Below are 23,356 nucleotides of genomic sequence, written 5' to 3' on the forward strand. Positions count from 1 at the left end.
TTCATCGAAGTGCCTGGATGGCGACACCAGGCGCGAAACGGAACCGGCCCGCGTCCTGGCCCGTGCTCAGCGGGACAGAATGGCGACGATCTGGTCGTATCCGCGGTTGCGTGCGTGTTGCAGCGCGTCGACGCCGTCCTTGTCGGGCTGGTGGACCTCCGCGCCGGCGGCCACGAGGATTTCCGCGATCTGCTGGTACGGCTTCGTTCCGTCGCCGAGGATGACGCATTCCAGCAGGGCGGTCCAGCCGAGGTTGTTGACGTGGTTGACGTTGATGCCGGTACGGACGACGCGCCGGACGTACGCGACGTGGCCACGCTCGCTCGCCGGGATGATCGAGATTCCGCCGAATCGGTTCACCACGGTGAGGTCCGGCCCCGCGGGCAGCAGTACCTCAAGCATCGCCACGCTGCCAGTCACGCCCGTCACCAGCCAGGGGGTGTCGTGCCGGTCGTCGAGCGCGTTCGGGTCCGCACCGGCGGCGACGAGCACGCGGGCGGCCTCGATGTGGTCGTTCGCGGCGGCCAGCAGCAGCGCCGTGCGCTGCCGCGCATCGCGGGTCTCGCGGTCGGCGCCGGCCGCCAGTGCTGCACGTACGCCTGCCGGCTCGCCGGCGTCCGCCGCGGCGAGCAGCGCCTCGTCGGCGGGTGTGGGCATGTGGTCCTCCTGGGGTGTCAGGTCCGGTTGCGTGCAGCCGGCCAGCGCGAGGGTGAGGATGAGCAGTCCGCGGCGCTTCACAGCCGGATCAGCTTCCGTTCGACGGCGGCGTGCACCGCCGCGGTACGGGAGTCGACGCCGAGCTTGGCGTAGATGTGGACCAGGTGGGTCTTGACGGTGGCCTCGCTGATGAACAACCGTCGGCTGATCTCCTTGTTGGCGTGGCCGCGGGCAAGCAGCGTGAGGATCTCCACCTCGCGGCTGCTGAGGGTGGTACGCGGGCCGCGCATCCGGTCCATCAGCCGGGCGGCGACCGGCGGGGAGAGGACGGTCTGTCCGGCCGCGGCGGCATGCACGGCGCGGAAGAGTTCGTCGGGCGGACAGTCCTTGAGCAGGTATCCGGTCGCACCGGCCTCGATCGCGCGCATGATGTCCTCCTCGGTGTCGTACGTGGTCAACACCAGCACGCGCGGCGGGTCCGGCAGGGCGAGGAGCTGCTCGGTGGCCGCGACCCCATCGGCTCCGTCGCCGAGTTGCAGGTCCATCAGCACCACGTCGGGGCGCAGCGCGGCGGCCTGCCGGACGGCGTCGTCAGCCGTGGCCGCCTCGGCGACCACGGTCATGTCCGGTCGGGCGCCGAGCAGCGCGCGCAGGCCGGCGCGCACCACCGGATGGTCGTCGACGAGGATCAGCCGCAGCGGGTCCGTCATCGCCCCTCCCGCAGCGGCAGGCTCACGGCGAGCGCGGTGCCCTCACCAGGTGCGCTTTCGATGGTGACCGTGCCGTGGAGGTGCGCTATCCGTTCGCGGATGCCGGTGAGCCCGAATCCGGTGGTGACCGCGGGGTCGAAACCTGTCCCGTCGTCGTACACGTCGAGCATCACCTCCTTGTCGCCGTAGGTCAGCGTCACCGCGATGTGGCGCGCGTGTGCGTGGCGGCGAACGTTGGCCAGGGCGCCCTGCGCGACCCGCAGCAGGGCGACCTCGTTGTCGACGCCGAGCGGCACGACCGTGCCCGCCACGGTGAATCGAACCGCCGTGCCGGTGTCGCGTTCGGTCGCCGCGCACAACCGCCGCAGGGCGTCGGTCAACGAGGCGTTGTCGAGCGCCGGAGAGGCCAGCCCCCGGACGAAACGGCGCGCCTCGGCCAGGTTCTCCCGGGCGGTCGCCGCGGCCTGCCGGACGTGCCCGCGCGCCCGCGCGGGCTCGGTGTCCCAGTCCTGGTCGGCCGCTTGCAGCAGCAGGTTCATGCTCGACAAACCTTGCGCCAGGGTGTCGTGGATCTCCCGGGACAGCCGAGCTCGTTCCGCCAGCGCCCCGGCCTCGCGCTGACTGCGACTCAGCTCGTCGCGGGTGGCCAGCAGGTCATCGAGCGCGTGTTGCCGGGCTCGGTTCTGCCGATCCAGTTCGAGGAAGACAGTGGTGGTGATGGCGGCGATACCCGCCGGCCCGAGCAGCAGGCTGGGGTCGAACCGGTCGGCCAGCCGGATCTGCGCGATCACCACCGCCGCGGTCAGCACCCCGACCACGGGCCAGACCGCGCGTCGCGGGAGCTGGCGCAGGCCCAGGAAGAACAGCGGAATCGCGCACCAGGCGAAGCTCGGCGCGAGGAACACGAGCGCGAGGAACGGGACAGTCACCACCGCGAAGCGGGCACCCGGCGCGAAACGCCCCAGCTCGTTCACCACGTACGCGGCCAGTAGCACGCCGGCCAGCGCCAGCACGCCGACGGTGGCGGCTCCCCCACCGTGGTACACCACATACCGGGAAGCGGAAGCGGCCAGCAGGAGCAGAAACCCCCACCGCATCGCCGCGCCCAGCCGGTCCTCCCGCATCGCCGCACCTCCCTCACGCATTCCGTCTGATCTTGATAAATGCCCAGCGTACGGCAGGTCTCCGGCGGGCGAATCAACCATCTGATGTATAGCGGTTGGATCCGGCGGGCCATGCCCGCGCCGCAGGTCACGACGAGGCTGGAGGACGTCACCTCGACTCGAACGTCGAACCAGAGGAGCACCGCAATGATCAATGTCCGCCGCCGGGCCGCCCTCGGCCTGATCGCCGGCGCCGTGGGCGTGGCCACCGTCACCGGTGTCACCATCAACGCCAACGCCGCGGAGTCCACGGTCGCACCCGGCACCGCCGCAGTTGCCGGCCAGAGCGCCGTCGTCGCCAACCCGTCACTCGACATCGACGCGGCGCTGCGTGCGGCCGAAGCGACGTTCAAGGCGGCCGAGAAGGGCGGCCATCGCGTCACCGTCGTGGTCCTCGACCGATCGGGCAACGTCCAGGTGCAGCTCAAGGGCGACGGCGCAGGCCCGCAGACGGCCGAGTCCGCCAAGCGCAAGGCGTACACGGCCGCCTCCTTCGGCCAGCCGACCTCTGCGCTCGCCGGCCGGGTCACTGGCCAGGGAGCGACACTGCGCGACATCCCCGGAACGTTGTTTCTCGCCGGCGGCGTACCGGTGACCGTCGACGGTCAGGTCGTCGGGGCCATCGGAGTCGGCGGCGCGCCCTCCGGCGACCTCGACGAGCAGTACGCCACCACGGGAACAGCCACTCTGCGCTGACCGAGGTTGGCAGGCGCAGGGCTCGGGATGTTGGACAGCCTGGCCCTGCGCCACCTCGCCGCGCTACCTCTTCGATCGTCCCCGGCTGTCGTGTCCGGCCTGTGGGCGCATGTCGATGCCCAGGAACTCGAATCCTCAGAAGCGACGGATTACCCGATCAACGTTCAACGACGGGGCACTAGCTGCGGCCGAGTTCCGGCGCCTATGATCGCCGCCGCACCGCTTCGAGACAGGAGTCGGCAGTGACGCAGTTGTGGATCGCGGGCCAGCACGTGGCGGGGACCGGAACCTCGGTTACGGTGATCAACCCGGCGACCGAGGAGGTCGTCGCCGCCGTCGGATCCGCAGTTCCTGAGCAGGTCGATAGCGCGGTCCGTGCTGCCCGCGACGCCGCCGACGGCTGGCGGCGTACCCCCGCGGCCGAGCGGGCCGACCTTCTGCACGGGATCGCCACCTGGCTGCGTGAACACTCCGACGCCCTGGCACGGCAGATGTCGATCGAGGGCGGCAAGCCACTGATCGAGAACTCCGACGAGGTCGGCTGGTCGGCGGCCTGCTTCGACTACTACGCGGAGCTGGGCCGGCACGAGCGGGGCCGGGTGCTGCCGCCGGTGGAGGACGGGCAGCTGGCGCTGGTCATCAAGGAGCCACTCGGCGTGGTCGCCGCGATCGTGCCGTGGAACTATCCGCTGCTGCTGCTCGCGTGGAAGCTCGCTCCGGCGCTTGCTGCGGGGAACACGGTCGTGGCGAAGCCCTCGCCCTACACACCGTTGTCGACGCTGATGCTTGCCGCGGCCTTTGCCGAGCTACCGCCGGGTGTGGTGAATCTGGTGACGGGTGGTGCCGAGGTCGGGGAGGCCCTGGTGGTGCACCCCGGTACGGATCTGGTCGCCTTCACCGGTTCCACGGCCGCCGGGCTGCGCATCGGCGAGCTGTGCGCGCGTCAGGTCAAACGCACGCACCTGGAGTTGGGTGGCAAGGACGCCTTCATCGTCTGCGATGACGCCGATCTCTCGGTCGCGGCACCAGGTGCCGCGTGGGCCGCGTACCTCAACGCCGGGCAGGTCTGCACCTCGGCCGAGCGGTTCTATGTCATGGACTCCGTCTACGACGAGTTCGTCGAGCGGATGGTCGCCGAGGCGGCCGCGGTCCGGCTCGGTGATCCGTTGGCGGCCGGGACCGACATGGGCCCGATGATCGCCGAAGTGCAGCGGGCGAAGGTGGAGGGCCAGCTCGCCTCGGCCCGTGAGGGTGGCGCCCGCATCCTGGTCGGCGGCGATCGGGGCGGGTTCGAGCGCGGCTGGTTCCTCTCCCCGTCCGTCGTCGTGGACGCCAGCGACGACCTGCCGCTCATGCGGGAGGAGACATTCGGGCCGGTCGCGCCGATCGTGCGGGTCTCCTCGCTGGACGAGGCAATCGCCCGCGCCAACGCGCTGCCCTACGGTCTGGGCGCCAACGTCTACACCAATCGCACCGACTACGCGTATCGCTGCCTGGACGAGCTGAAAGCAGGCACGGTCTGGATCAACGATCCGCTCACCGACAACGATGCCGGGCCCTTCGGCGGCATGAAGGCGTCGGGCAACTCCCGTGAGCTGGGCCCGGAGGGTCTGGAGGCGTTCCGGGAGACCAAGCACGTGCACTGGGACACCCGCGCCGAGCGCAAGCCTTGGTGGTACCCCTACGCGTAGGGAACTGCGCTACGAGCCACCGCGCTGCGCAGGCAGGTCTCGATTACGTGCCGCGATCTCCTATGGAAGCAGTTCACTGTGGCAACGTCGGCCATCGTCAACGGCGGCGTCTGCTTCTGGTCCGCGGCGCGTTACTGCGGCTGCATCCGACGAGCGACCGGCTCAACGGGCTGCCCCGATGCGAGGCCGACGAGGAGATGATGCAGCCGGGGCGCCCAGCGGGCCAATCGGCGCTGCCGGCCGCCCGCGGCTGCGGCTGGCGTCCTGTTCGTACGATAGCCAGCAGGTGTAGGAGGTCGTCATGTCGGTCGAGGACCGCGCAAAACGGCCGCGGCTTCCGCCGCGCTGGTTCATCCGTTTGGCCTGGTCGGTGCACCGAGGCCTGTACCGGGTCTTTCGCGGCCGGGTCGCTCTGTGGCGACCACGGGCCAACCGCTGGGGCACTGTGCGGCTGACCACCACCGGGCGCCGCACCGGCCAGCAGCGCAGCGTCATCATCGCGTACTTCGAGGATGGCCCGAATCTGGTCTCGCTGGCGATGAACGGGTGGGGCGAAGGTGAGCCCGCCTGGTGGCTCAACCTGCAGGCACATCCGGACGCGACCGTCGATCTGGTCGGCGGGCAGCGGCGGGTACGTGGTCACGCCGCAACAGGTGACGAGCGGTTGCGACTATGGGCCCGCTGGCGCGAGATCGACGCGGACCTCGACGCCTACGCGGCGCTGCGGTCGTCCGAGACCGCGGTGGTGGTGCTGGAGCCCAGATCCGGCGCATCGGACACGTTGTAGGAAGCTTTTCCGTCGTGGCCAGCGGTCGGCTTCGACATGGCGCAGCCACCGCGTAGGCGGCGGTCAGCCTGAGAACGCGTCGATGCCCTTGCGCCAGGTGGTGTCGAGATCGGCGCCGGGTGGGAAGCGTTGGTTCAGCTCGAGGCTGACCATGCCGTGCGCGAAGGCCCAGATGGCCCGTGCGCGTTCGCGGTCACCGCCGGTGGCGTCGAGGAGCGGGATTGCGGCCGCCTCCTCGACGCCGGAGGTGAGCAGGTCGCGGCGCAGGGGCCGCTCGGTCATCAGCCGATAGAGGTTCGGCTGGCGGCGCGCGAAGTCGCGGTACGCGGCGGTGAGGGCCGCGATCGGGGCGTCGGATCGATGGGCGGCCTGCGCGAACAGTTCGGCCTGCTCCTCGAAGCCGACCGAGATCAGCGCCGCCTCCAGTGCCTGCTTGTCGCGGAGGTGCTCGTAGATCGAGGAGGCGCGGATCCCGAGTTGGGCGGCGAGGCGACGCATCGACAGCGCTTCGGGCCCCTCCCGCTCGAGGAGTTGGCGCGCGGTCTGCACGATCTCCCGGGCTCGTGGAGTGAGTCGGCTCAGTGCGTAGGAAGCCATCCGTCCCGCCTTCCCAGATTGCCCTAACGGTGTTAGGTTCCACCCTAACACCGTTAGGTCGAAAGGTAGCATCGATGCCCGCTCCTGCCCCGTTTCTTCACGTCGAGACCGGCACCGGCTCCACGCGGATCCGTGACCGCGTCGCGCGGGCCCTCCTCGTCCTCGCCGCAGCCGGCGCCGTCGCCGCGGTGGCTGGCGCAGTGGACGGTGTCGCGGACGCCGGACCCGCCACCCGGATGGTCGAGACCTGGCGCATGCTCGGCTTCGGTGTCTTCGCGGGCCTGTTCCTGCTGCTGGCCTACCGCCCCCGGCTCTACGCCGGGATCTGGGAGCTCGCCATCCTCAACAAGCTCGGCCTGACCCTGGCCGCCCTGTCCTTCGGCAGCGGGACCGACGGCGCTGGCGCGGCACTGATCGCCGATGGATCGATCACGCTCATCCTGCTGGCCGCGTATGTGCTCAGCAAGGGCTGGACTGCCTGGTCGACCGCACGGGCCGCGGCGTGACGCAGGGCGTCCACGCCGACCCGCTCGCCCACATCACCGCAGGTCAGGGCGCTCTCCCCGCCGACCTCGTTGACTGCCGTTCGGTTCAGCCAGGAGGTACTCGTGGCGGCGCCGGCAGGCGTGGCGACTGAAAAGGTCATTGCGCCCCTCGGAAGGGGCGCAATGACCTTTGTCCTTTGTCGTTGGGCTGATGAGGCGCGGATTCTGCGGTCGCTAATTCCGGTGACCGGGGGGCGTGCGCACCGTGACCGAGCCGGTCAGCGGCAGGCTGGTCGACGAGTTGCCGAGGTAGATCCGGTAGTTGCCGTCAACAGTCGCCCAGGCGTCGGACGTGGTGTCCCACACCGATAGCGGGTGGTTCGACGCGGCCGGGTCGATCGTCAGCTCGACCCGTTTCTTCTCCCCTGGCTGGAGCCAGACCTTCTCGAAGGCGACGAGACGCTTCGACGGCTCTCCCGCACCAGACGGCAGCCCGAGGTAGACCTGGGCCACCTCGGCACCCGCCACATCACCCGTGTTCTCGACGAAGAACTGAACCTTTATCGGCTTGGTGCCATCGGTCGTCTGCGGCGTGGTCACCAGCTTCGAGATCTCAAAGTCGGTGTACGAAAGGCCGAATCCAAACGGGAAGGTCGGCTTCGTGTCGTTCGCGTCGTACCAGCGGTAACCCATCTCCAGGCCTTCGCGGTAGGTCGCGGTGAGGTTGCCGTCGCCGTCGGGGTCGACGCCGGGCCACTGTTCGGCCGTGGCGTTTGCGCCCTCCCGCTCCTTCGTCGGGAAGCTGATCGGCAGCTTGCCCGACGGGTTGGCGATGCCGAACAACGTGTTGGCGACGACGTTGCCGTCCTCCTGAGCCGGGTACCAGGCTTCGAGCAGTGAGGGAACCTTGTCCAGCCACGGCAGCAGGACCGGTCCGCCGTTCTTGAGCACGACGACCGTGTTCGGGTTGGCGGAGGCGACGGCGGAGACGAGGGCGTTCTGGTCGACGCCGTCGGTTGTCGGCAGCGAGAGGGTGGAGCGGTCCACTCCCTCGCGGGAGATGTCACCCACCATGACGATGGCGACGTCCGACTCCGCCGCAAGGGCTGTGGCGGCGGCGACGTCGGTACCGTTGTTGTAGGTGACGGTCGCGTCCGAACCCAGTGCGTCCAGGGCATTCTCCAGGCCCTCCTTGGGCGTCACCGTGTACGGCGCGGTCACCACGATGGTGTCCGACGGGCCCTGGGAGTTGAACTTCGCCTCGCCGGCGAAGGTCTTGGTGCCGATCAACGCCACCGAGTCCAGGGACTTCGCGTCGAGCGGCAGGGTGCGATTCTCGTTCTTGAGGAGCACGGTGCCCTGCTCGCCCAGTTCCCGCACCCGCTGGCCGTTCGTGTCGAAGTCGATGGGCGTGAGCGAGTTGATCGGATCGTCGAACTGGCCCAGCCGGAACATCACGGTGTACCGGCGGCGGAGCATCTGGTCGATGTCGTCCATCGCGATCTCACCCGCGTCGAGGGCGGCGTTGATCAACTCAGGGGTGAACCACCGGGGGCTCGCGAACTCCAGGTCCAGACCCGCCTTGATCGCCGGCGCCGTGCTGTGCGTGGCGCCGCGGTCGGACATCACGTAGCCCTCGAAGCCCAGGTCGCCCCGCAGCCAATCCGTCAGCAGCTTGGTGTTCTCGCACGCGTACACGCCGTTGAGGTGCGGGTAGGAGCACATGACCGAGGCCAGGTTCGCGTCCTGGATGGTCATCTCGAAAGGCAGCAGGTACAGCTCGTGCATGGTGCGGTCGTCGACGATCGTGTCCATGCGCTGCCGCTGCGTCTCCTGCTCGTTCGCCGCGTAGTGCTTGGCGACGGACTGTACGCCGTGTGCCTGTACCGCGTTGACCTGGGCGACCGACATGACGCCGGCCAGGTAGGGGTCCTCGCCGAAGTACTCGAAGTTCCGGCCGGCGTTCGCGATGCGGCCGAGGTTGATGCCGGGGGTCAGGAGCACGTTGTGTGCACTGGCCCGGGTCTCCTCGCCGAGAATGTCGCCCCAGGCGGTCGAGACGGCCGGATCCCAGGACGACGCCACCGAGAGCGCGCTGGTCAGCCCAGTCGACGTGGGGGCAACCAGGCAGTCCCCGCCGCCGAACGGGCCGTTGGTCATCCGGAGTGTCGGAATGGCAAGTTCGGGGATTCCTTCGACGTGGCGGCCCTGGCGCGAGAAGCCGCAGCCGGGGATGTTGCGGTTCTCCACCGGGTTCATGGCGATCTGCTGGATCTTCTGGTCCAGCGTCATCGCGTCGACGAGCAGATCGGCGCGTACGGCCGGTGCAGCCGATGGGTTCATCCAGGGCAGGTCCGTGGCTGCCGACGAGGGGGCGGTGACGCCGGTGACGACGGCGGCGGTCACGGCGAGGCAGAGCGTTCCGGCGAGCAGCCGGTTGGGTCGTTTCACGTGATCCTCCATCTCCCGTGCGATGCCACGGGGCGAGACGAGCTGGAGCGGGTGAGAGGGAACGCGTGACCGGGCCGGCCGGGGACGTCTCCTCTCCGTCGGACAAGACCCGGCCCCCTGGCGCGACCACGGGCAAGCCGATCCCCGTGGCGCGGCGGCGGCCGGATCTCGTCGTGAATGAGGCTGGCCAGCGCCCGGTGCGGTGGGCAATCGGTTGCCACATGTTGTCGTCTAAGCAGGTGCTGGAGCCCACCTTGAGGCAGTGGCCCGCGGTCGCCGGCGAGCGACACCATCCGACGCTCGGTGCCGGTGGCGCTGGGTCGGGACCGACATTGAGGAACGGATCGTGCCCGGCGTGCGCCGGGCGGTCGACCAGTCAGGGAGGTCCGGGCAAGACGTCACACGCGACGGCGTACCGGCCGTGGTGCCGTGGATTCCCGGACGACGAGGCGGGTCGGGAGGAACGGCGAGTTGCCGGTACGCGCCGGCGCGCCTCGGAGCTGGGCGAGCAGTTCACGGACCGCTGCGGTGCCCAGTGCCCGCAGCGGGGCGGCGACGGTCGTCAGGGCCGGACTGCAGAGGTCGGCGCCGAAGATGTTGTCGAAGCCGACCACGCTCATCTCATCGGGTACGCGGACGCCGATCCGCTGCAGGCCACGCAGGACGCCGATCGCCAGCAGGTCGTTGTACGTCACTACCGCCGTCGTCGCGCCGCCCCGCAGGCTGGGCACGGCGGCCATCCCGCCCGGCACCGTCGGCGGGTATGGGCCCAGGCGCCGTACGCGCATGTTCAACTCCAGCGCGGCCTCGCGCAGCGATCTCCACCGCATCCCGTCCGCCCAGGACGCCTCCGGGCCGGCGACATACGTGATGGCCCGGTGCCCGAGCGCCCCCAGATGTTCCGCTGCCTGGCGCATGCCGTGGGCGTTGTCGATGGCCACGCTGGGTACGTCGGCCACCGGCCGGTTGAGCACCACGAGCGGCCGTTGCTTTGCGACCTTCCGGAGCGCCGAGTCGGAGATGCGCGACGTGCCCAGGACGAACCCTTCCACGACGGACATCTGCCGCTCGATCGCCTCGTGCTCGAGCCGCATCTGTTCCTGGGTGTCCGCGAGCAGCATCGTGAAGGAGGCTTCGGCGGCGGCGGCCTCGGCGCCGCGGATGACCTCGAAGTAGACGGGATTCGTGACGTCCGGGACGACGAGGCCGATCATCGAGGTCCGTCCGGTCGGCAGCGCCCGGGCGATGGGATTCGTCCGGTAGCCGATGCGGGCAGCCGTCTGACGGATCCGCTCCGCGGTCACGGCGTTCACCCGACCCGGCCGGGAGAACGCCCTCGACACCGTCGACGGCGCCACCCCGCACTCGCGGGCGACATCGTAGATCGTGGGCGTCGAGCCGTCGCCCGACCGGCGTTGTTCCGAGGCCACGGACACCTCCCGGATGAACTCACCGGCCGACCGATCGCCGCGCCCGCCCGGACCCGTCTCGCGTGACCGCGCCGCCACCGGGCTCACCCCGCGGCGAGGCGGCGGACATGGTCTATCAGGGCTGCCCGGAACCCGTCGTGCTCGGGCAGATCCGCACCGAAGATCTCCTCGACGCGCAGCAGCGAGTCGACCAGTCGTCGCGGGTCGCCCACGCCGGCCGTCGCGGCGGCCCGCAGCCGGTCCGCCAGCGGGTCGTCGAGCGGGAGCTCACGCCCGCGGGCTTCCCGCCCTTCGGCCACGTACGCCATCCAGGCCGCAACGGCGAGCGCGGCGTATTGCGGCACCACGCCGACGGCCAGGCGGTCGCGGACGGTGCCGAGCAGCCGGACCGGCAATTTCTGTGATCCGTCCATGGCGACCTGGGTTGTCCGGTGCCGAAGCGCCGGATTGGCGAACCGCTTCAGCACCTGTCGCCGGTAGTCGTCCAGGTCCAGGCCGTCCGGTACGCGCAAGGTCGGTGTCACGTCCTCGACCATGAGCGCCTCGGCGACCGCCGCGAGTTGGTCGTCGGAGACCGCGGCGGCGATCGTGTCATGCCCGCGCAGGGCGCCCAGGTAGGCGAGCAGCGAGTGGGTGGCGTTGAGCATCCGCAGCTTCACCGCCTCCCAGGCGGCGACGTCCTTGGTCAGCACCGCACCGGCACGCTCCCAGGCGGGCCGGTCGGCCGCGAAGTCGTCCTCGATGACCCATTGGCGGAACGGCTCCGCCACCACCACGCCCTCGTCCGCCAGCCCCAACAGGGCGAGGGCGTCGGCGCGATCCTCGGCGGTCGTGGCCGGCACGATGCGGTCGACCATGCAGGTAGGGAAACGCACCGAGGTGGCGATCCAGTCGGCGAGGCCGCCGGCCTCGGCCGAGGGCAGCGCGTCCAGGAAGTCGTGCACCAGTCCTTGCAGGACCTCGCCGTTGGAGACCAGGTTGTCGCAGGAGAGCACGGTGACCGGCCGCGCGCTTCCCGCCCGGCGACGCTGGAGCGCGCGTACGAGTTGGCCGACGACCGTGCGGGGCGGCCGGCCGGCGAGGTCGGCCGCGATCTGCGGGTCGGATCGGTCCAGCCGACCGGCGGCGTCGCGGCGGTATCCCTTTTCGGTCACGGTCAGCGTGATGACGCGTACGGCCGGGTCGGCGATCCGATCGACAACCACCGCCGGGTCAGCGGCGCCGGAAACCACCTCCCGGACGCTGCCGACCACCCGGAGCGGCGCGGCGCCAGGACCGCGTTCGAGCACCGAGTAGAGACCGTCCTGCGGCATCAGCTGGTCCCGCACGGACGCCGACCGCTGGGTGACACCCGTGATGCCCCAGTCGTCGCGCCCGGTCGCCGCCCCGGCCAGCTCGGTGAAGATCGCCTGGTGTGCCCGGTGGAAGGCCCCGATCCCAAGATGCACGACCCCGACCCGGAGTGCGCGCGGATCGAGCGCCGGACCGATCCAGCCCCGGCCCTGCCCCGAGAGCTGGTCCAGGGTGTCGAGGCGAAGCCGCTGTGCCTCGCCGCTCACAGCACCGCCCCGAGCTGCCACGGCACGATCTCCTCTCCACCCAGTCCCAGCTCCTCGCTGGTGCTGCGCCGGCCCGACGCGACCTCGAGCAGCAGGTCGTACACCTGCCGTCCCATCTCCTCGAGGGGCACGCCGTCCTCGATCACCGGTGAGCAGTCCAGGTCGATGTCGCCGGCCATCCGGCCGGCCAGTTCGGCGTTGGTGGCGAGCTTGACGGTGGGCACCGGGCGGCTGCCGAAGACCGAGCCGCGGCCGGTGGTGAAGCAGATCAGGTTCGCCCCGCCGGCGACCATCCCGGTCACCGAGACCGGGTCGTAGCCGGGGGTGTCCATGAAGACCAGTCCCGGCCGGGGTATCTGCTCGGCGTACTCCCGGACCGCGGACAACGGGCTGTGGCCCGCCTTGGCCACCGCACCCAGCGACTTCTCCAGGATGGTGGTGATGCCGCCGGCCTTGTTGCCCGGGGAGGGGTTCGCGTCGAGGGTCGTACCCTGCTGCTGCGTGTACCGCTCCCACCAGCGGATGCGGGTCATCAGCGCGTCCGCCACCTGCGGGTTGGCGGCCCGCGCGGCCAGCAGGTGCTCCGCGCCGTAGACCTCGGGCGTCTCACCGAGCACGGTGGTCGCTCCGGCGGCGACCAGCAGGTCCGAGGCGACCCCGAGGGCCGGGTTCGCGGTCAGACCGGACCACCCGTCGGAGCCGCCGCACTGCAGGCCGAGGACCAGCTCCGATACGTCGACCTCGGTGCGCGCCGTGCCGGCCAGATCGCCCATCATGCCGCGGACCAGCTCCACGCCGCGTTGCACCGCCGACAACGTGCCGCCCAGGTCCTGGATGGTGTACGACGACACCGGCACGTGCTCGGCCAGTCCGAGCTCCGCCATCAGCCCGGTCACCGTGTTGACCTCGCAACCGAGCCCGACCACCACCAGCCCGCCGATGTTGGGGTTGCGGGCGTACCCGGCGAGGGTGCGGCGCAGCAGGTCCCAGCCCTCGCCCTCGCTGGCCATGCCGCAGCCCGTGCCGTGGGTCAGGGCGACCACTCCGTCGACGCCCTCGACGCCCTCGGCCTCGTCCTCGGTGAGCCGGGCGACCTTGCGGGCCACGGTGGCCGAGCAGTTGACGGTGGTGAGGACGCCGATGTAGTTGCGGGTGGCGACCCGGCCGTCCGGCCGGCGGAAGCCCTGGAAGGTACGGCGCAGGTCGGCGGGAAGCCGCAGAACCGAACCCGCCGTCCCGTCCGCCACGCGGACGGCGGCGTGCTCCGGCATCCCGAGGTTGTGCCCGTGCACGTGCTCGCCCGCTCGGATTTCGCCGAGGGTACGCCCGATCACCTGGCCGTACTTGCGTACCAGTGCCCCGGCGGGGAGGTCGCGCAGGGCTACCTTGTGCCCGGCGGGCACCTCAGCCCGCAGGGTCACCTCGCCTGCCCCGCGCACCGCGACGGACGCGCCGGTCGGCATCGCCGTCGTCGCCACCGCGACATCGTCACCCTCGTGCAGCACCACCAGGCTCATCCCGACACCTCCACCGTGCACGTTTGCGTGACCAGCCGGCGCGACTCGGCGAGGTCGGGCAGGTATCCGGTGCCGCCGTGCCCGCGCAGCGACAGCGACGCCGCTGCGGCGCCCAGCCGGACGGCGTCGGGCAGGTCGTCGCCGAGGGCCAGCCGCGCCGCGACCGTGCCGGCCAGCACGTCCCCGGCGCCGGTCTGGTCGACGATCCGCTCGGCCGGATACGCCGCGACGGTGGTCACCTCCCCGGCATCGTCCAGCAGCACCCCGTCGCCGCCCCGGGTAAGGGCGACCGCCGTGGCGCCGAGCGCGCGGAAGGCGGCGCACGCCGCGGCCGGCTCCGTAACGGGAGTTCCGAGCAGCGCGGCGGCCTCGCTCGGCCACGCCGGCGTGACCAGCCGTGCGTGAGGGGCCAGCGCCCGCAGGTGACCGCCGGCGGTTTCCACGTCGATGAGTCGTGGCCGCCAGTTGGGGTCGTAGACGAAGCACCGGGCGGCGCGCGCCGCCGCGCGTACCGCCTCGAAGGTCGTCGTCGAGATGGCGCAGGCCACGCCGCTGGAGAGGACCACGCCGGCGCGCGCGGCGAGTTCCGCCGGCACGTCGGCGGCGGCCAGGCCGGAACCGGCGCTGCCCCGCCGGACGTAGACGAACTCGCGCTGCCCGGACGGATCGGCGTGCTGCAGGTAGAGGCCGTGCTGCCCTCGGGTGCGGATCAGGCGTGACGTGTCGACGCCGAGCGCGGCCACCCGCGCCACCAGCTCGTCACCCAGTTCATCGTCGGGCACCCGGGCCAGCAGGCAGGTGTGCGCTCCGGCGGCAGCCGCCGCGGCTGCCGCGTTCAGCGCGTCCCCGGAGAAACCCAACCGCAGCGCCGCGCCGTCCCGCAGCGGTTCCAGCGCGGTCAGCTCGACCAGGATCTCGCCGAGGACGAGCACGTCCGGGGCCGGGGTCACCATGGGTGCACCGTGCCGTCCTCGAGCCGGTTCACCGGCAGGTAGGCGGGAGAGTAAGGGAAGCGGGCGGCCGCCTCCTCGTCGATGTCCACCCCGAGGCCCGGCACCTCCCCCGGGTGCAGGTAGCCGTCGGCGAAGTGGTACTCGTGCGGGAACACCGCGTCGGTCTGCTCGGTGTGCCGCATGTACTCCTGCAGGCCGAAGTTCGGGATCGCGATGTCGAGCTGCAGCGCGGCGGCCATGCAGACCGGGGAAAGGTCGGTGGCCCCGTGGGACCCGCTGCGGACGTGGTGCAGCGCCGCGTAGTCGAAGATGCGCCGCAGGTGGGTGATGCCCCCGGCACGCACCACCGTCGTCCGGATGTAGTCGATGAGCTGTTCGCGGATGAGCTGGGTGGCGTCCCAGACGGAATTGAAGATCTCGCCGGTGGCGATCGGCGTCGTGGTGTGCTGCCGGATGAGCCGGAAGCCGTCCTGCAGCTCGGCGGGGACCGGGTCCTCCATCCAGGTCAGTGCGTACGGCTCCAGGCTGCGGCCGAGCCGCGCCGCCTCGATCGGGGTCAGCCGGTGGTGCACGTCGTGCAGCAGCCGCAGGGTGGGGCCGAACTCGTCGCGTACCTTGGCGAAGACCGACGGGACGTGCGCCAGGTAGCGATCGGTCGACCAGGTCGACTCGGTGGGCAGGGCCGCGTCCGCCGGCTCGTAGAACATCTTGTCGCCGCTGACGCCGTAGGTCTTTGCCAGGCCCGGCACGCCGCACTGCACCCGCACCGCCCGGTAGCCGAAATCGACGAAGCGGGCCACCTCGGTCAGCACCTCGTCCACCGTTTCGCCGTTGGCGTGGCCGTAGACGGTCACGCCCTCCCGGGATCGGCCGCCGAGCAACTGGTAGACCGGCAGGCCCGCGACCTTGCCCTTGATGTCCCACAGTGCGGTGTCCACAGCCGCGATGGCGCTCATCGTCACCGGGCCGCGCCGCCAGTAGGCTCCCTGATACAGGTACTGCCAGGTGTCCTCGATCCGCGCCGGGTCGCGCCCGATCAGCAGCGGGACGACGTGGTCGCGCAGGTATGACTCGACGGCCAGTTCGCGGCCGTTGAGGGTGGCGTCCCCGACTCCCGTGACGCCCTCGTCGGTGATGATCTTCAGGGTGACGAAGTTCCGGCCCGGGCAGGTCACGATCACCCGGGCGTCAACGATCTTCATCGGGCCTCCTCCGTCGGCTCATCGAATGCGGCCAGCAGGGACCGCAGCCGGTCCGCCGCACCCGGCCGGAGCAGGTCGCTGCCGACGCCGACCGCGCAGGCGCCGGCCCGCAGCCAGTCCGGCACCGCCTCGAGCGCGATCCCGCCGGTGGGCACGAGGTCCGCCTCCGGCAGCAGTTGCCGCAGGCTGACCAGGAAGCTGGGACCACCCACATGGGCGGGGAACACCTTCACCGGGCCGTGCGCGGCGGCGGCCGCCACCTCGCCGGGAGTGAACGCTCCCTCCAGGAAGGGCAGCCCGGCGTTCTGCGCGACCGCCCGCACGTCCGGCGCGGGCCACGGGCTGACCAGGAACTGCGCCCCCGCCTCGACCGCCTGTATGGCCAGCGCCCCGCTCGTAACGGTGCCGAGCCCGACCAGCGTGCCTCGAGGTGCCGCACGGCGCGTGTCCCGCAGCGCCGCCGCCCAGTCCGGCGTCGTCGCGGTCAGTTCGACCACCCGAAGGCCGTAACCGAACATCGCTGTCGCCCCGGCCGTGGCCTGCGCCGCCGACGGCAGTCGCAACACCGGCAGAACGCGCTGCCGGCGCAGCAGCTCGAGCACGCCGCTCATGCGTCCGGCTCTTCCTTGACCCGGGCGACCAACTGCGTCGGATTGACGTAGCGCAGGCTGATCACGAGCAGCACCAGCATCATGGACGTGTAGATGACCGCCATGGCGTCCACGGACTGCTGCGCGCGGATGCCCGCCGCGGACATCGAGTAGTAGAGGGCGACGACGAGCGTCTGCGAGTCCGGACCGGCGGTGAGGAAGGTCAGTTCGAACATGCCCACGGTCCGGACCAGGACGAGGATCGCCGAGGCGAGCATCCCGGGCAGCAGCAACGGTGCCAACACCCGGAGGAACACCGACCGCAGTCCGGCTCCGCACATCCGGGCGGCGCTCTCGATCCGCGGGTCGATCTGCTCGATGAACGGTGTCATCGTGAGGATCACGAACGGCACCGACGGCACGAGGTTCGCCAGCACGACGCCGGAGAGGTGACCGGCGAGGCCGAACTTGTAGAGCACCGTCGCGAGCGGGATGCCGTAGGTGATCGGCGGCATCAGGATCGGCAGCAGGAAGACCAGGTAGGCCAGCCGTTTGCCGGGGAAGTTGCGGCGGGCCAGGACGTAGGCCGCCGGTACGCCGACCAGCAGCGACAGCGCCACGACCAGCAGGGAGACCTGCAGGGTGACGACGATGACGTCGAAGAGGGCGAACTCGCTCCACGCCTGCCCGTACCACTTGGTGGTGTAGCCGTCCGGCAGCCAGGTGTCGAACCAGCGTTGGCCGAAGGAGCTGACCAGGACGGATCCGACGACCCCGAGCAGGTTGAGGAAGAAGAAGACGACCACGCCCCAGACCAGCCACGCGGCGGGACGCGCCACAAGCCGCCGTCGGGGCCGGCCCTCGCCGGTGCCCGCCGCGGTGCCGCGACGGACGTCGGTGACGGTACTCATCAGCCCTTACCCCCCGTCGATCCGGTGTAGAAGCGGGTGCGGCCCAGCAGCACCACCGAGATGACGACCAGCTCGATAAAGCCCATGATCATGGCGATCGCGGACGCGTACGGGTAGTCGTACTGCTCGTAGGCCGCTTGGTACGCGGCGATGGAGATGACCCGGGTCTCGCCGGCCGGATTGCCGACGAGCACGGCGGACGGGAACACGCTGAAGGCCAGCACGAACGTCAGGCAGAACGTCGTGGCGAGCCCTGGCATCAGCAGCGGCAGGGTGACCGTGCGGAACCGTTGCCACCAGCCGGCGCCCAGCGTGGCCGCCGCCCGCTCCAGGGTCGGGTCGATGCCGGTGAGGTAGGACAGCACCAGCAGGAAGGCGAACGGAAACCCGGTGATGATCAGCGAGAAGAAGACGCCCCAGTAGTTGTGCACCAGCTGCACCGGTTCGTCCGTCAGGTGCAGCGACATCAGCACCCGGTTGAACCAGCCCGTCGGGCCGAGGAAGTTGAGCAGGCCCTGGGCGGTGAGCACCGTGCCGAGCGTGATGGGTACGACCAGCAGGATGGTGACCAGCCGCTTGCCGCGGAAGCGACCCCGCAACCGGTAGGCGATCGGGACCGAGGCGAGCACGTTCAGCAGGGCTGCCGGCAGGGCGATGCGCAGGGTGATCCACATCGTGTCCCGCTGGTAGGCGTCCCCGAAGAAGCGTGCGTAGTCGCTGAAGGGGCCGCCCTCGTTCGGCTGGAAGGACAGGCCGAGCCCGTAGAAGAACGGGTACAGGAAGAGCAGGGCGACGAAGAGCACCGCCGGGGCGAGCAGCCACAGCTGCTGGTCGACGCCCCGTTCTGCGAGGCGATGCCGCCAGTGTGCACGCGGGGACCGTGGCGCGCCGGCCGGTCGGGTCCGGCGCGCGGTCGTGATGCTCATCCGACCGGCCTCGGTTCCTCGACCAGGGCGTCCCCCGGGTCGACCGGGACGACATCGGGATGCGCACCGGCCTCGGCGGGAAAGACCAGCAGCCGCTGCGGTGCCACGCTCAACGCGACCCGGTCGCCGGGGGCGATCCGTCTGTCGGTGCGTACGTGCACCTGCAGCCCGGAGGCGGTGCGGGCCTCCGCGGCCAGTTCCCGGCCCTGGTATTCGACCACCTCGATCTCGGCGGGCACCGCGTGCTCCGCCCCCGCCGCGTCGACGCGGACGTCCTCCGGTCGCACGCCCGCGATGACCGCCTCGCCGACGGCGACCGGGGCAACCGGATCACCGACCAGCCGCAAGCCGTCGGCCTCCAGGGTGGCCAGGCCGCCCTGCACCGACCGCACCCGCATCGGCCACAGGTTCCGGTAGCCCATGAAGTCGGCGACGTGCCAGTTGCCCGGCCGCGTGTGCAGCTCCTGCGGCGACCCGATCTGCTGCACCCGGCCACCTCGCAGCACGACGAGGCGGTCGGCCAGGGACAGCGCTTCCTCCTGGTCGTGGGTGACGTAGACCGTCGTGAGCCCCAGCGACTGGTGCAACCGCCGGATCTCGGTGCGCATCTCCAGCCGAAGTTTGGCGTCGAGATTGCTCAGCGGCTCGTCCATCAGCACCAGCGACGGCTCCAGGACGACGGCCCGAGCAATGGCCACCCGTTGCTGCTGTCCGCCGGAGAGTTGGCCCGGCAGCTTGTCGGCGTGTTCCTCCAGACGTACGAGACGGATCGCTTCCCCGGTGCGGCGGCGGATCTCGTCCCTGGGCAGCCGTCGCATCCGCAGTCCGAACGCGATGTTCGCGCGGACGGACATGTGCGGAAACAGTGCGTAGTTCTGGAAGACCATCCCGAAGCCGCGGCGCTCCGGCGGCAGGGTGTCGATCCGCCGCTCGTCCTGCCAGATGCTGCCCGCGGTCAATGGCAGCAGCCCAGCCAGGCAGTTGAGCGCGGTGGACTTGCCGCAGCCAGAGGGACCGAGCAGCGCGATGAACTCGCCTGCGCGGATGGTCAGGTCGAGGCCGGTCAGCGCGTCCTGGCTGCCGAAACGGCGGGATACGCCGTCGAGCCGCAGCTGGGAGAATTCGGCCGCCGTCATCCCTGCTTGACCTTCCCGCTGCCGATTTCGCGGTCCCACCGGTCGAACGCCGCCACCAGCGCCTTCGGTTCCAGCGGAACCTCGGTCGGGTTGTTCGCGATGAGCGCGTCGTACTCCGGCCGGCCGAAGTTCCTGATGGCGTCCTGGCTCTTCTGCGGCGCCATCGACAGCTCGACTCCCTTGACGGCCGGCCCCGGGTAGAAGTAGCCGTCGTCGAACGCCTTGGCCTGCTGCTCGGGCGTGAGCATGAACTTCAGCAGCGCCAGGACGGCGGCCTGGGTGTCGGTCGAGACCCCCTTCGGGATGACCGCGTAGTGCGCGTCGGTCACCCAGTGGAAGCCCCGCATCGAGCTGACCTTGGCCTCCTTGGGCACCGTTCCGAGCACGCGGGGGTTGATGTCCCAGCCGGTCGTCGAGGCGATCACCTCGACGGAACCGTTGGCCAGGTTCTTCATCGTCTCCGTCGTGCCGCTCGGGTAGTAGGAGACGTGCTGGTTGAGCTCCTTCAGATAGGCCCAGGTCTTGTCCCACCCGTTCACCGGGTCCTTCGGATCCTTGTCCCCGAGGATGTAGGGCAGGCCCATCAGGAAGGTACGCCCGGGCCCGGAGTTCGACGGACGGGCATACTGGACCTTGCCCGGATGCGCCTTGGCGTAGGCGAGAAGTTCCTCCGCGCTGGTGGGCGGGTTCGGCACCTTTGCCGGCAGGTACTCCAGCAGCGGACCGGACGGGTAGTAGGTGACGGTCACCCCCGCGTTGCCGGCCAGCTTCTGCATGGCGGCAGCCGGCTCGAGGTAGTCCTTCATGCCGGGCAGGCGATCCTCGAACTTGGGCAGGACGTCCAGCCACAGCCCCTGGTCGACGCCGGCCGCCAGCCCGTCCACCCCGGTCAGGACCAGGCCGATGTCCACGCGCCCCGCGTTCTGCTGCGCCTTGATCTTGCCGGCGAGTTCCGGAGCCGGGGACTTGGAGTAGGTCACCCGCGAAATGACATCGGGGTTGTTCTTGACGAACTCGTCGATCATCCCCTGCGTCAGCTGAAGGTTGCCCGCGACGTCGAGGACGTTGAGTGTGACGGCCTTCTTCGGCTGCTGCGGCACCTCGCCGTTGCTGTCGCCGACGGCGCCGGAGTTGTCCGGTGCACCACAGGCGGCGGTGACGGTGAGGATGGACGATGCTGCGGCGATTAGGGCGCTCCGCCGGGTAATGCCCATGAAACGTTCCCTCCCTCGGGCACCCCGGACGTCGGGGTGCGTGCGGCCGCGTTCCGGCCAGGATCGTCAGTTGGTCCGCGCGACTCCGGTCGAGCCACGCACGAGCAGTTGGGTCGGCAGCTCCCGGCGGACGTTGCGGACGCCTTCCGGTTGCTCCAGCAGTGAGATGAGAAGGTCCACGGCGGCGCGTCCGGCCTGTTCCTTGGCCAGCGAGACCGTGGTGAGTGTCGGGGCGGACATCGACGACATCTGGATGTCGTCGATGCCGATCACGCTGATGTCCTGCGGCACCTGCACGCCACGGTCCCGTAGCCGGCCCAGGAGACCGAGCGCCATCAGGTCGTTGTAGGCGACGACCGACGTGACGCCGGAGGCGATGATGAGATCCGCCGCGGCGACCCCGCCTTCGAAGTGCGGTGGGAAATGACCGGTCACGAGCAGTTCCATGCCGGCCGCGGCGGTCGCGGCGCGCAGGCCGCGGACCCGGTCCCGGGTCGACCAGGAGGTACGCGGCCCGCCCACCCAGGCAACCCGCCGGTGGCCGAGCGCTTGGAGATGAGCGACCGCCTGTCGCATACCGTCCGCGTTGTCGAAGACGACGGACGGAACGCTGCCGAAGCGGCGGTTGACCATGACGAGGGTGGCGCTCCCGCCCAGTTCGCGGATCTCTTCCTCGCGTGCTCGAGGAGAGCAGAGGATGAGACCGTCCACCTGCTTGGCGAGGGCGCGCACCAGCCCGATCTCGGCCGCCGGATCCTCATCCGTGTCGGCGAGGAAGACGGCGTAGTCCACCTCCCGCGCCTTGGCCTGAACTCCCTTCACCACGCTCGGGAAGAAGGGGTTTGCCAGGTCCGGCACGATCAGGCCGAGGTTCCCGGTGCGGCCGGTGATGAGACCCCGGGCGGCGCGGTTGGGCGCGTAGCCCAGTCGCTGGGCGGCCCGAAGTACGCGTTCCCGCGTCGTCGGGTTGACGATCTCGGGCGTCGACAGCGCCCGGGACACGGTAGACGGCGAGACGCCCGCCTCGCGAGCCACCTCGCGGATCGTTGCTCGCACGGCTCCACCTCCTCAGCCCTTGTGAGCGACAAGTTTGAAACCGTTTGCAGACCCGTGTCAATACTCTGTTGCGTGGATGTTTCCGAAGCGGGGACGCTCCTGCCTTGTAGCGGGTGGGTTGGAGTGCAATCCTTTTCAGGATCCGTTTCGACAAGGCGTCAAAGGAGAGTTGCGTGGCACAGCTGCGTCTGCATCCCGACCGAGCCCTGCCCGCGGGGGACGAGATCCGAGCCGTCGCCCGCCGGATCTACCAGTCCACCCGGGGGCTGCCGTTGCTGTGCATGCACGGGCACGTGGACGCGGCGGTGTTCGCCGACGACCGGCGCTTCTCGGACCCGGCGCACCTGCTCGTGGTACCCGACCACTACGTGACCCGGATGCTCGTCTCGCAGGGCGTGCCGCTCGAGCAGCTCGGCGTGCCCCGGGTCGATGGTGGCCAGGTCGAGACCGACCCCCGGCAGATCTGGCGCCGCTTCTGCGCCCACTGGCACCTGTTCCGCGGCACACCGAGCCGCTACTGGCTGGAGCACGAGATCGCCGAGGTTCTGAAGATCGACATCGCGCCTGGCCCCGACAGCGCCGACACGCTCTACGACCTCATCGATGCCCGGCTGTCGGAGCCCGGCTTCCGACCACGAGCGCTGCTCGACGCCTTCAACATCGAGCTGATCTCCACCACCGACTCGGCCACCTCGACGCTCGAGGACCACTCGAAACTCCGCTCCGCGGGGCTCGGCGAACGGGTCATCCCGACGTTCCGGCCAGACGCCGTCACGCACCTCGGGCATGCCGGCTGGGTCCGGCAGGTGCAGCGGCTCCAGGAGCTCTCCGGAATCGACACCGGGGACTATGACGGATTCGTCGCGGCCCTGCGCCACCGACGCGAGACCTTCGCCCTGGCCGGGGCGCGCGCCACCGACCACGGCCACCTCAGCGCCGCCGCCGAACCGCTGTCCGTCACCGAGGCTCGGCGGATCTACGCCGAGGCGTGCAACGGCAGCGTGAGCGACGCGGCCGCCGCCGCCTTCGCCGGTCACATGCTCTTCGAGATGGCCCGGATGTCCTGCGACGACGGCCTGGTCATGCAGATCCACCCCGGGGTGCTCCGCGACCACGACGCCGCGATCCACGAAACGTTCGGCTCCGACAGAGGGTTCGACATCCCGGTCGCCACCGAGTTCACCCGCTCCCTCCGGCCCGTGCTCAGCGCCTTCGGCCGCGACCCGAACTTCCGCCTGGTGCTCTTCACCGTCGACGAAACCGTCTACTCCCGCGAGCTCGCTCCGATCGCCGGCGTCTACCCCGCCGTACGTCTCGGTGCGCCCTGGTGGTTCCTCGACAGTCCAGACGGGATGCGCCGCTTCCGCGAACTGGTCACCGAAACGGCCGGCTTCTACAACACCTCCGGATTTGTCGACGACACGCGGGCCTTCCTGTCGATCCCCGCCCGGCACGACCTGTCGCGGCGCATCGACGCCGGTTATCTGGCCCGCCTCGTGGTGGAAAACCGACTCCCCGAGGACGAGGCGGTCGAGACGGCAGTCGACCTCGCCTACCGGCTCCCGCAGGAGTCCTACGCCCGACGGGGTGCGTGAGGCCGACCAGCCAGGGATCGCTCCCGCTGT

21 protein-coding genes are annotated in these 23,356 nt (G+C 70.4%); 5 read left to right on the forward strand and 16 right to left on the reverse strand.

What is annotated here, in order from left to right; all coding sequences use genetic code 11:
* Positions 1 to 66: 66 nt before the first annotated feature.
* The 3 genes from ACFYOS_RS18965 to ACFYOS_RS18975 are packed head-to-tail and all read right to left on the reverse strand — an operon-like array spanning position 67 to position 2,491.
* Complete coding sequence (locus ACFYOS_RS18965; RefSeq protein ID WP_387142876.1) at positions 67 to 738, reverse strand: ankyrin repeat domain-containing protein; 672 nt, start codon at positions 736 to 738, stop codon at positions 67 to 69.
* On the reverse strand, positions 735 to 1,367 hold the full coding sequence (locus ACFYOS_RS18970; protein ID WP_387142879.1) for a response regulator: 633 nt from the start codon (positions 1,365 to 1,367) through the stop codon (positions 735 to 737). The genes ACFYOS_RS18965 and ACFYOS_RS18970 overlap by 4 nt, the downstream gene beginning before the upstream one ends.
* The gene (locus tag ACFYOS_RS18975; protein WP_387142882.1) at positions 1,364 to 2,491 is read right to left on the reverse strand and encodes a sensor histidine kinase; all 1,128 of its coding nucleotides are present in this window, start codon (positions 2,489 to 2,491) and stop codon (positions 1,364 to 1,366) included. Before ACFYOS_RS18975 ends, ACFYOS_RS18970 begins: the two co-directional genes overlap by 4 nt.
* 39 nt (positions 2,492 to 2,530) lie before the next feature.
* On the opposite strand from ACFYOS_RS18975, the gene ACFYOS_RS18980 reads away from it, so the two are divergent.
* The 3 genes from ACFYOS_RS18980 (at position 2,531) to ACFYOS_RS18990 (ending at position 5,704) form a co-directional block, all read left to right on the forward strand.
* Positions 2,531 to 3,226, forward strand: coding sequence for a heme-binding protein (locus tag ACFYOS_RS18980; protein ID WP_387142885.1), 696 nt, complete (start codon positions 2,531 to 2,533; stop codon positions 3,224 to 3,226).
* A gap of 242 nt (positions 3,227 to 3,468) precedes the next feature.
* Positions 3,469 to 4,917: an aldehyde dehydrogenase family protein gene (locus ACFYOS_RS18985; RefSeq protein ID WP_387142888.1), complete on the forward strand. Its 1,449-nt coding sequence runs from the start codon at positions 3,469 to 3,471 to the stop codon at positions 4,915 to 4,917.
* 301 nt (positions 4,918 to 5,218) lie between these two features.
* Complete coding sequence (locus ACFYOS_RS18990; RefSeq protein ID WP_387142891.1) at positions 5,219 to 5,704, forward strand: nitroreductase/quinone reductase family protein; 486 nt, start codon at positions 5,219 to 5,221, stop codon at positions 5,702 to 5,704.
* Positions 5,705 to 5,767: 63 nt separating this feature from the next.
* On the opposite strand, the gene ACFYOS_RS18995 is transcribed toward ACFYOS_RS18990, so the two are convergent.
* On the reverse strand, positions 5,768 to 6,301 hold the full coding sequence (locus tag ACFYOS_RS18995; protein WP_387142894.1) for a TetR/AcrR family transcriptional regulator: 534 nt from the start codon (positions 6,299 to 6,301) through the stop codon (positions 5,768 to 5,770).
* Between the two features lie 74 nt (positions 6,302 to 6,375).
* Between ACFYOS_RS18995 and ACFYOS_RS19000 the strand changes: the two genes are divergently transcribed.
* Complete coding sequence (locus ACFYOS_RS19000) at positions 6,376 to 6,807, forward strand: hypothetical protein (protein WP_387142897.1); 432 nt, start codon at positions 6,376 to 6,378, stop codon at positions 6,805 to 6,807.
* Between the two features lie 213 nt (positions 6,808 to 7,020).
* Here ACFYOS_RS19000 and ACFYOS_RS19005 read toward each other — a convergent pair whose 3' ends face one another.
* The 12 genes from ACFYOS_RS19005 to ACFYOS_RS19060 all read right to left on the reverse strand — a co-directional run bounded on the left by ACFYOS_RS19005 (position 7,021) and on the right by ACFYOS_RS19060 (position 21,731).
* Positions 7,021 to 9,237 carry a beta-glucosidase gene (locus tag ACFYOS_RS19005; RefSeq protein ID WP_387142900.1) on the reverse strand — a complete coding sequence of 739 codons (2,217 nt, stop codon included), beginning with the start codon at positions 9,235 to 9,237 and terminating at the stop codon, positions 7,021 to 7,023.
* A gap of 398 nt (positions 9,238 to 9,635) precedes the next feature.
* Complete coding sequence (locus tag ACFYOS_RS19010; protein WP_387142904.1) at positions 9,636 to 10,667, reverse strand: LacI family DNA-binding transcriptional regulator; 1,032 nt, start codon at positions 10,665 to 10,667, stop codon at positions 9,636 to 9,638.
* Between the two features lie 83 nt (positions 10,668 to 10,750).
* Entirely contained in the window at positions 10,751 to 12,226 is a 1,476-nt protein-coding gene (locus ACFYOS_RS19015; protein ID WP_387142907.1) for a mannitol dehydrogenase family protein, read from the reverse strand.
* On the reverse strand, positions 12,223 to 13,743 hold the full coding sequence (locus ACFYOS_RS19020) for a UxaA family hydrolase (RefSeq protein ID WP_387142910.1): 1,521 nt from the start codon (positions 13,741 to 13,743) through the stop codon (positions 12,223 to 12,225). The genes ACFYOS_RS19015 and ACFYOS_RS19020 overlap by 4 nt, the downstream gene beginning before the upstream one ends.
* Positions 13,740 to 14,696, reverse strand: a complete 957-nt coding sequence (locus ACFYOS_RS19025; RefSeq protein WP_387142913.1) for a sugar kinase — start codon at positions 14,694 to 14,696, stop codon at positions 13,740 to 13,742. The genes ACFYOS_RS19020 and ACFYOS_RS19025 overlap by 4 nt, the downstream gene beginning before the upstream one ends.
* On the reverse strand, positions 14,690 to 15,898 hold the full coding sequence (gene manD, locus ACFYOS_RS19030) for a D-mannonate dehydratase ManD (RefSeq protein WP_387142916.1): 1,209 nt from the start codon (positions 15,896 to 15,898) through the stop codon (positions 14,690 to 14,692). The genes ACFYOS_RS19025 and manD overlap by 7 nt, the downstream gene beginning before the upstream one ends.
* Positions 15,895 to 16,509, reverse strand: a complete 615-nt coding sequence (locus ACFYOS_RS19035; RefSeq protein ID WP_387142919.1) for a bifunctional 4-hydroxy-2-oxoglutarate aldolase/2-dehydro-3-deoxy-phosphogluconate aldolase — start codon at positions 16,507 to 16,509, stop codon at positions 15,895 to 15,897. The genes manD and ACFYOS_RS19035 overlap by 4 nt, the downstream gene beginning before the upstream one ends.
* Entirely contained in the window at positions 16,506 to 17,399 is an 894-nt protein-coding gene (locus tag ACFYOS_RS19040) for an ABC transporter permease (protein WP_387142922.1), read from the reverse strand. Before ACFYOS_RS19040 ends, ACFYOS_RS19035 begins: the two co-directional genes overlap by 4 nt.
* Positions 17,399 to 18,325 carry an ABC transporter permease gene (locus ACFYOS_RS19045; RefSeq protein WP_387142925.1) on the reverse strand — a complete coding sequence of 309 codons (927 nt, stop codon included), beginning with the start codon at positions 18,323 to 18,325 and terminating at the stop codon, positions 17,399 to 17,401. The genes ACFYOS_RS19040 and ACFYOS_RS19045 overlap by 1 nt, the downstream gene beginning before the upstream one ends.
* Positions 18,322 to 19,461, reverse strand: coding sequence for an ABC transporter ATP-binding protein (locus ACFYOS_RS19050; protein WP_387142928.1), 1,140 nt, complete (start codon positions 19,459 to 19,461; stop codon positions 18,322 to 18,324). Before ACFYOS_RS19050 ends, ACFYOS_RS19045 begins: the two co-directional genes overlap by 4 nt.
* Positions 19,458 to 20,675: an ABC transporter substrate-binding protein gene (locus ACFYOS_RS19055; protein WP_387142931.1), complete on the reverse strand. Its 1,218-nt coding sequence runs from the start codon at positions 20,673 to 20,675 to the stop codon at positions 19,458 to 19,460. Before ACFYOS_RS19055 ends, ACFYOS_RS19050 begins: the two co-directional genes overlap by 4 nt.
* Positions 20,676 to 20,741: 66 nt before the next feature.
* Positions 20,742 to 21,731 (reverse strand): LacI family DNA-binding transcriptional regulator, encoded by a 990-nt coding sequence (locus ACFYOS_RS19060; RefSeq protein WP_387142933.1) that lies wholly within the window; start codon positions 21,729 to 21,731, stop codon positions 20,742 to 20,744.
* Between the two features lie 173 nt (positions 21,732 to 21,904).
* On the opposite strand from ACFYOS_RS19060, the gene uxaC reads away from it, so the two are divergent.
* Positions 21,905 to 23,326, forward strand: coding sequence for a glucuronate isomerase (gene uxaC, locus ACFYOS_RS19065; protein WP_387142936.1), 1,422 nt, complete (start codon positions 21,905 to 21,907; stop codon positions 23,324 to 23,326).
* The last annotated feature ends 30 nt before the right edge of the window (positions 23,327 to 23,356 follow it).

It is taken from the genome of Micromonospora sp. NPDC005806 (assembly GCF_042871425.1).
GTDB lineage: Bacteria > Actinomycetota > Actinomycetes > Mycobacteriales > Micromonosporaceae > Micromonospora.

Excerpts from the sequence above, each read along its gene's own strand:
- ACFYOS_RS18970 (WP_387142879.1), bottom strand. The coding sequence starts at position 1,367 with ATGACGGACCCGCTGCGGCTGATCCTCGTCGACGACCATCCGGTGGTG.
- ACFYOS_RS18975 (WP_387142882.1), bottom strand. The coding sequence starts at position 2,491 with ATGCGGGAGGACCGGCTGGGCGCGGCGATGCGGTGGGGGTTTCTGCTC.
- ACFYOS_RS18980 (WP_387142885.1), top strand. The coding sequence starts at position 2,531 with ATGCCCAGCGTACGGCAGGTCTCCGGCGGGCGAATCAACCATCTGATG.
- ACFYOS_RS18990 (WP_387142891.1), top strand. The coding sequence starts at position 5,219 with ATGTCGGTCGAGGACCGCGCAAAACGGCCGCGGCTTCCGCCGCGCTGG.
- ACFYOS_RS18995 (WP_387142894.1), bottom strand. The coding sequence starts at position 6,301 with ATGGCTTCCTACGCACTGAGCCGACTCACTCCACGAGCCCGGGAGATC.
- ACFYOS_RS19000 (WP_387142897.1), top strand. The coding sequence starts at position 6,376 with ATGCCCGCTCCTGCCCCGTTTCTTCACGTCGAGACCGGCACCGGCTCC.
- ACFYOS_RS19020 (WP_387142910.1), bottom strand. The coding sequence starts at position 13,743 with ATGAGCCTGGTGGTGCTGCACGAGGGTGACGATGTCGCGGTGGCGACG.
- ACFYOS_RS19025 (WP_387142913.1), bottom strand. The coding sequence starts at position 14,696 with ATGGTGACCCCGGCCCCGGACGTGCTCGTCCTCGGCGAGATCCTGGTC.
- manD (WP_387142916.1), bottom strand. The coding sequence starts at position 15,898 with ATGAAGATCGTTGACGCCCGGGTGATCGTGACCTGCCCGGGCCGGAAC.
- ACFYOS_RS19035 (WP_387142919.1), bottom strand. The coding sequence starts at position 16,509 with ATGAGCGGCGTGCTCGAGCTGCTGCGCCGGCAGCGCGTTCTGCCGGTG.
- ACFYOS_RS19040 (WP_387142922.1), bottom strand. The coding sequence starts at position 17,399 with ATGAGTACCGTCACCGACGTCCGTCGCGGCACCGCGGCGGGCACCGGC.
- ACFYOS_RS19045 (WP_387142925.1), bottom strand. The coding sequence starts at position 18,325 with ATGAGCATCACGACCGCGCGCCGGACCCGACCGGCCGGCGCGCCACGG.
- ACFYOS_RS19050 (WP_387142928.1), bottom strand. The coding sequence starts at position 19,461 with ATGACGGCGGCCGAATTCTCCCAGCTGCGGCTCGACGGCGTATCCCGC.
- ACFYOS_RS19055 (WP_387142931.1), bottom strand. The coding sequence starts at position 20,675 with ATGGGCATTACCCGGCGGAGCGCCCTAATCGCCGCAGCATCGTCCATC.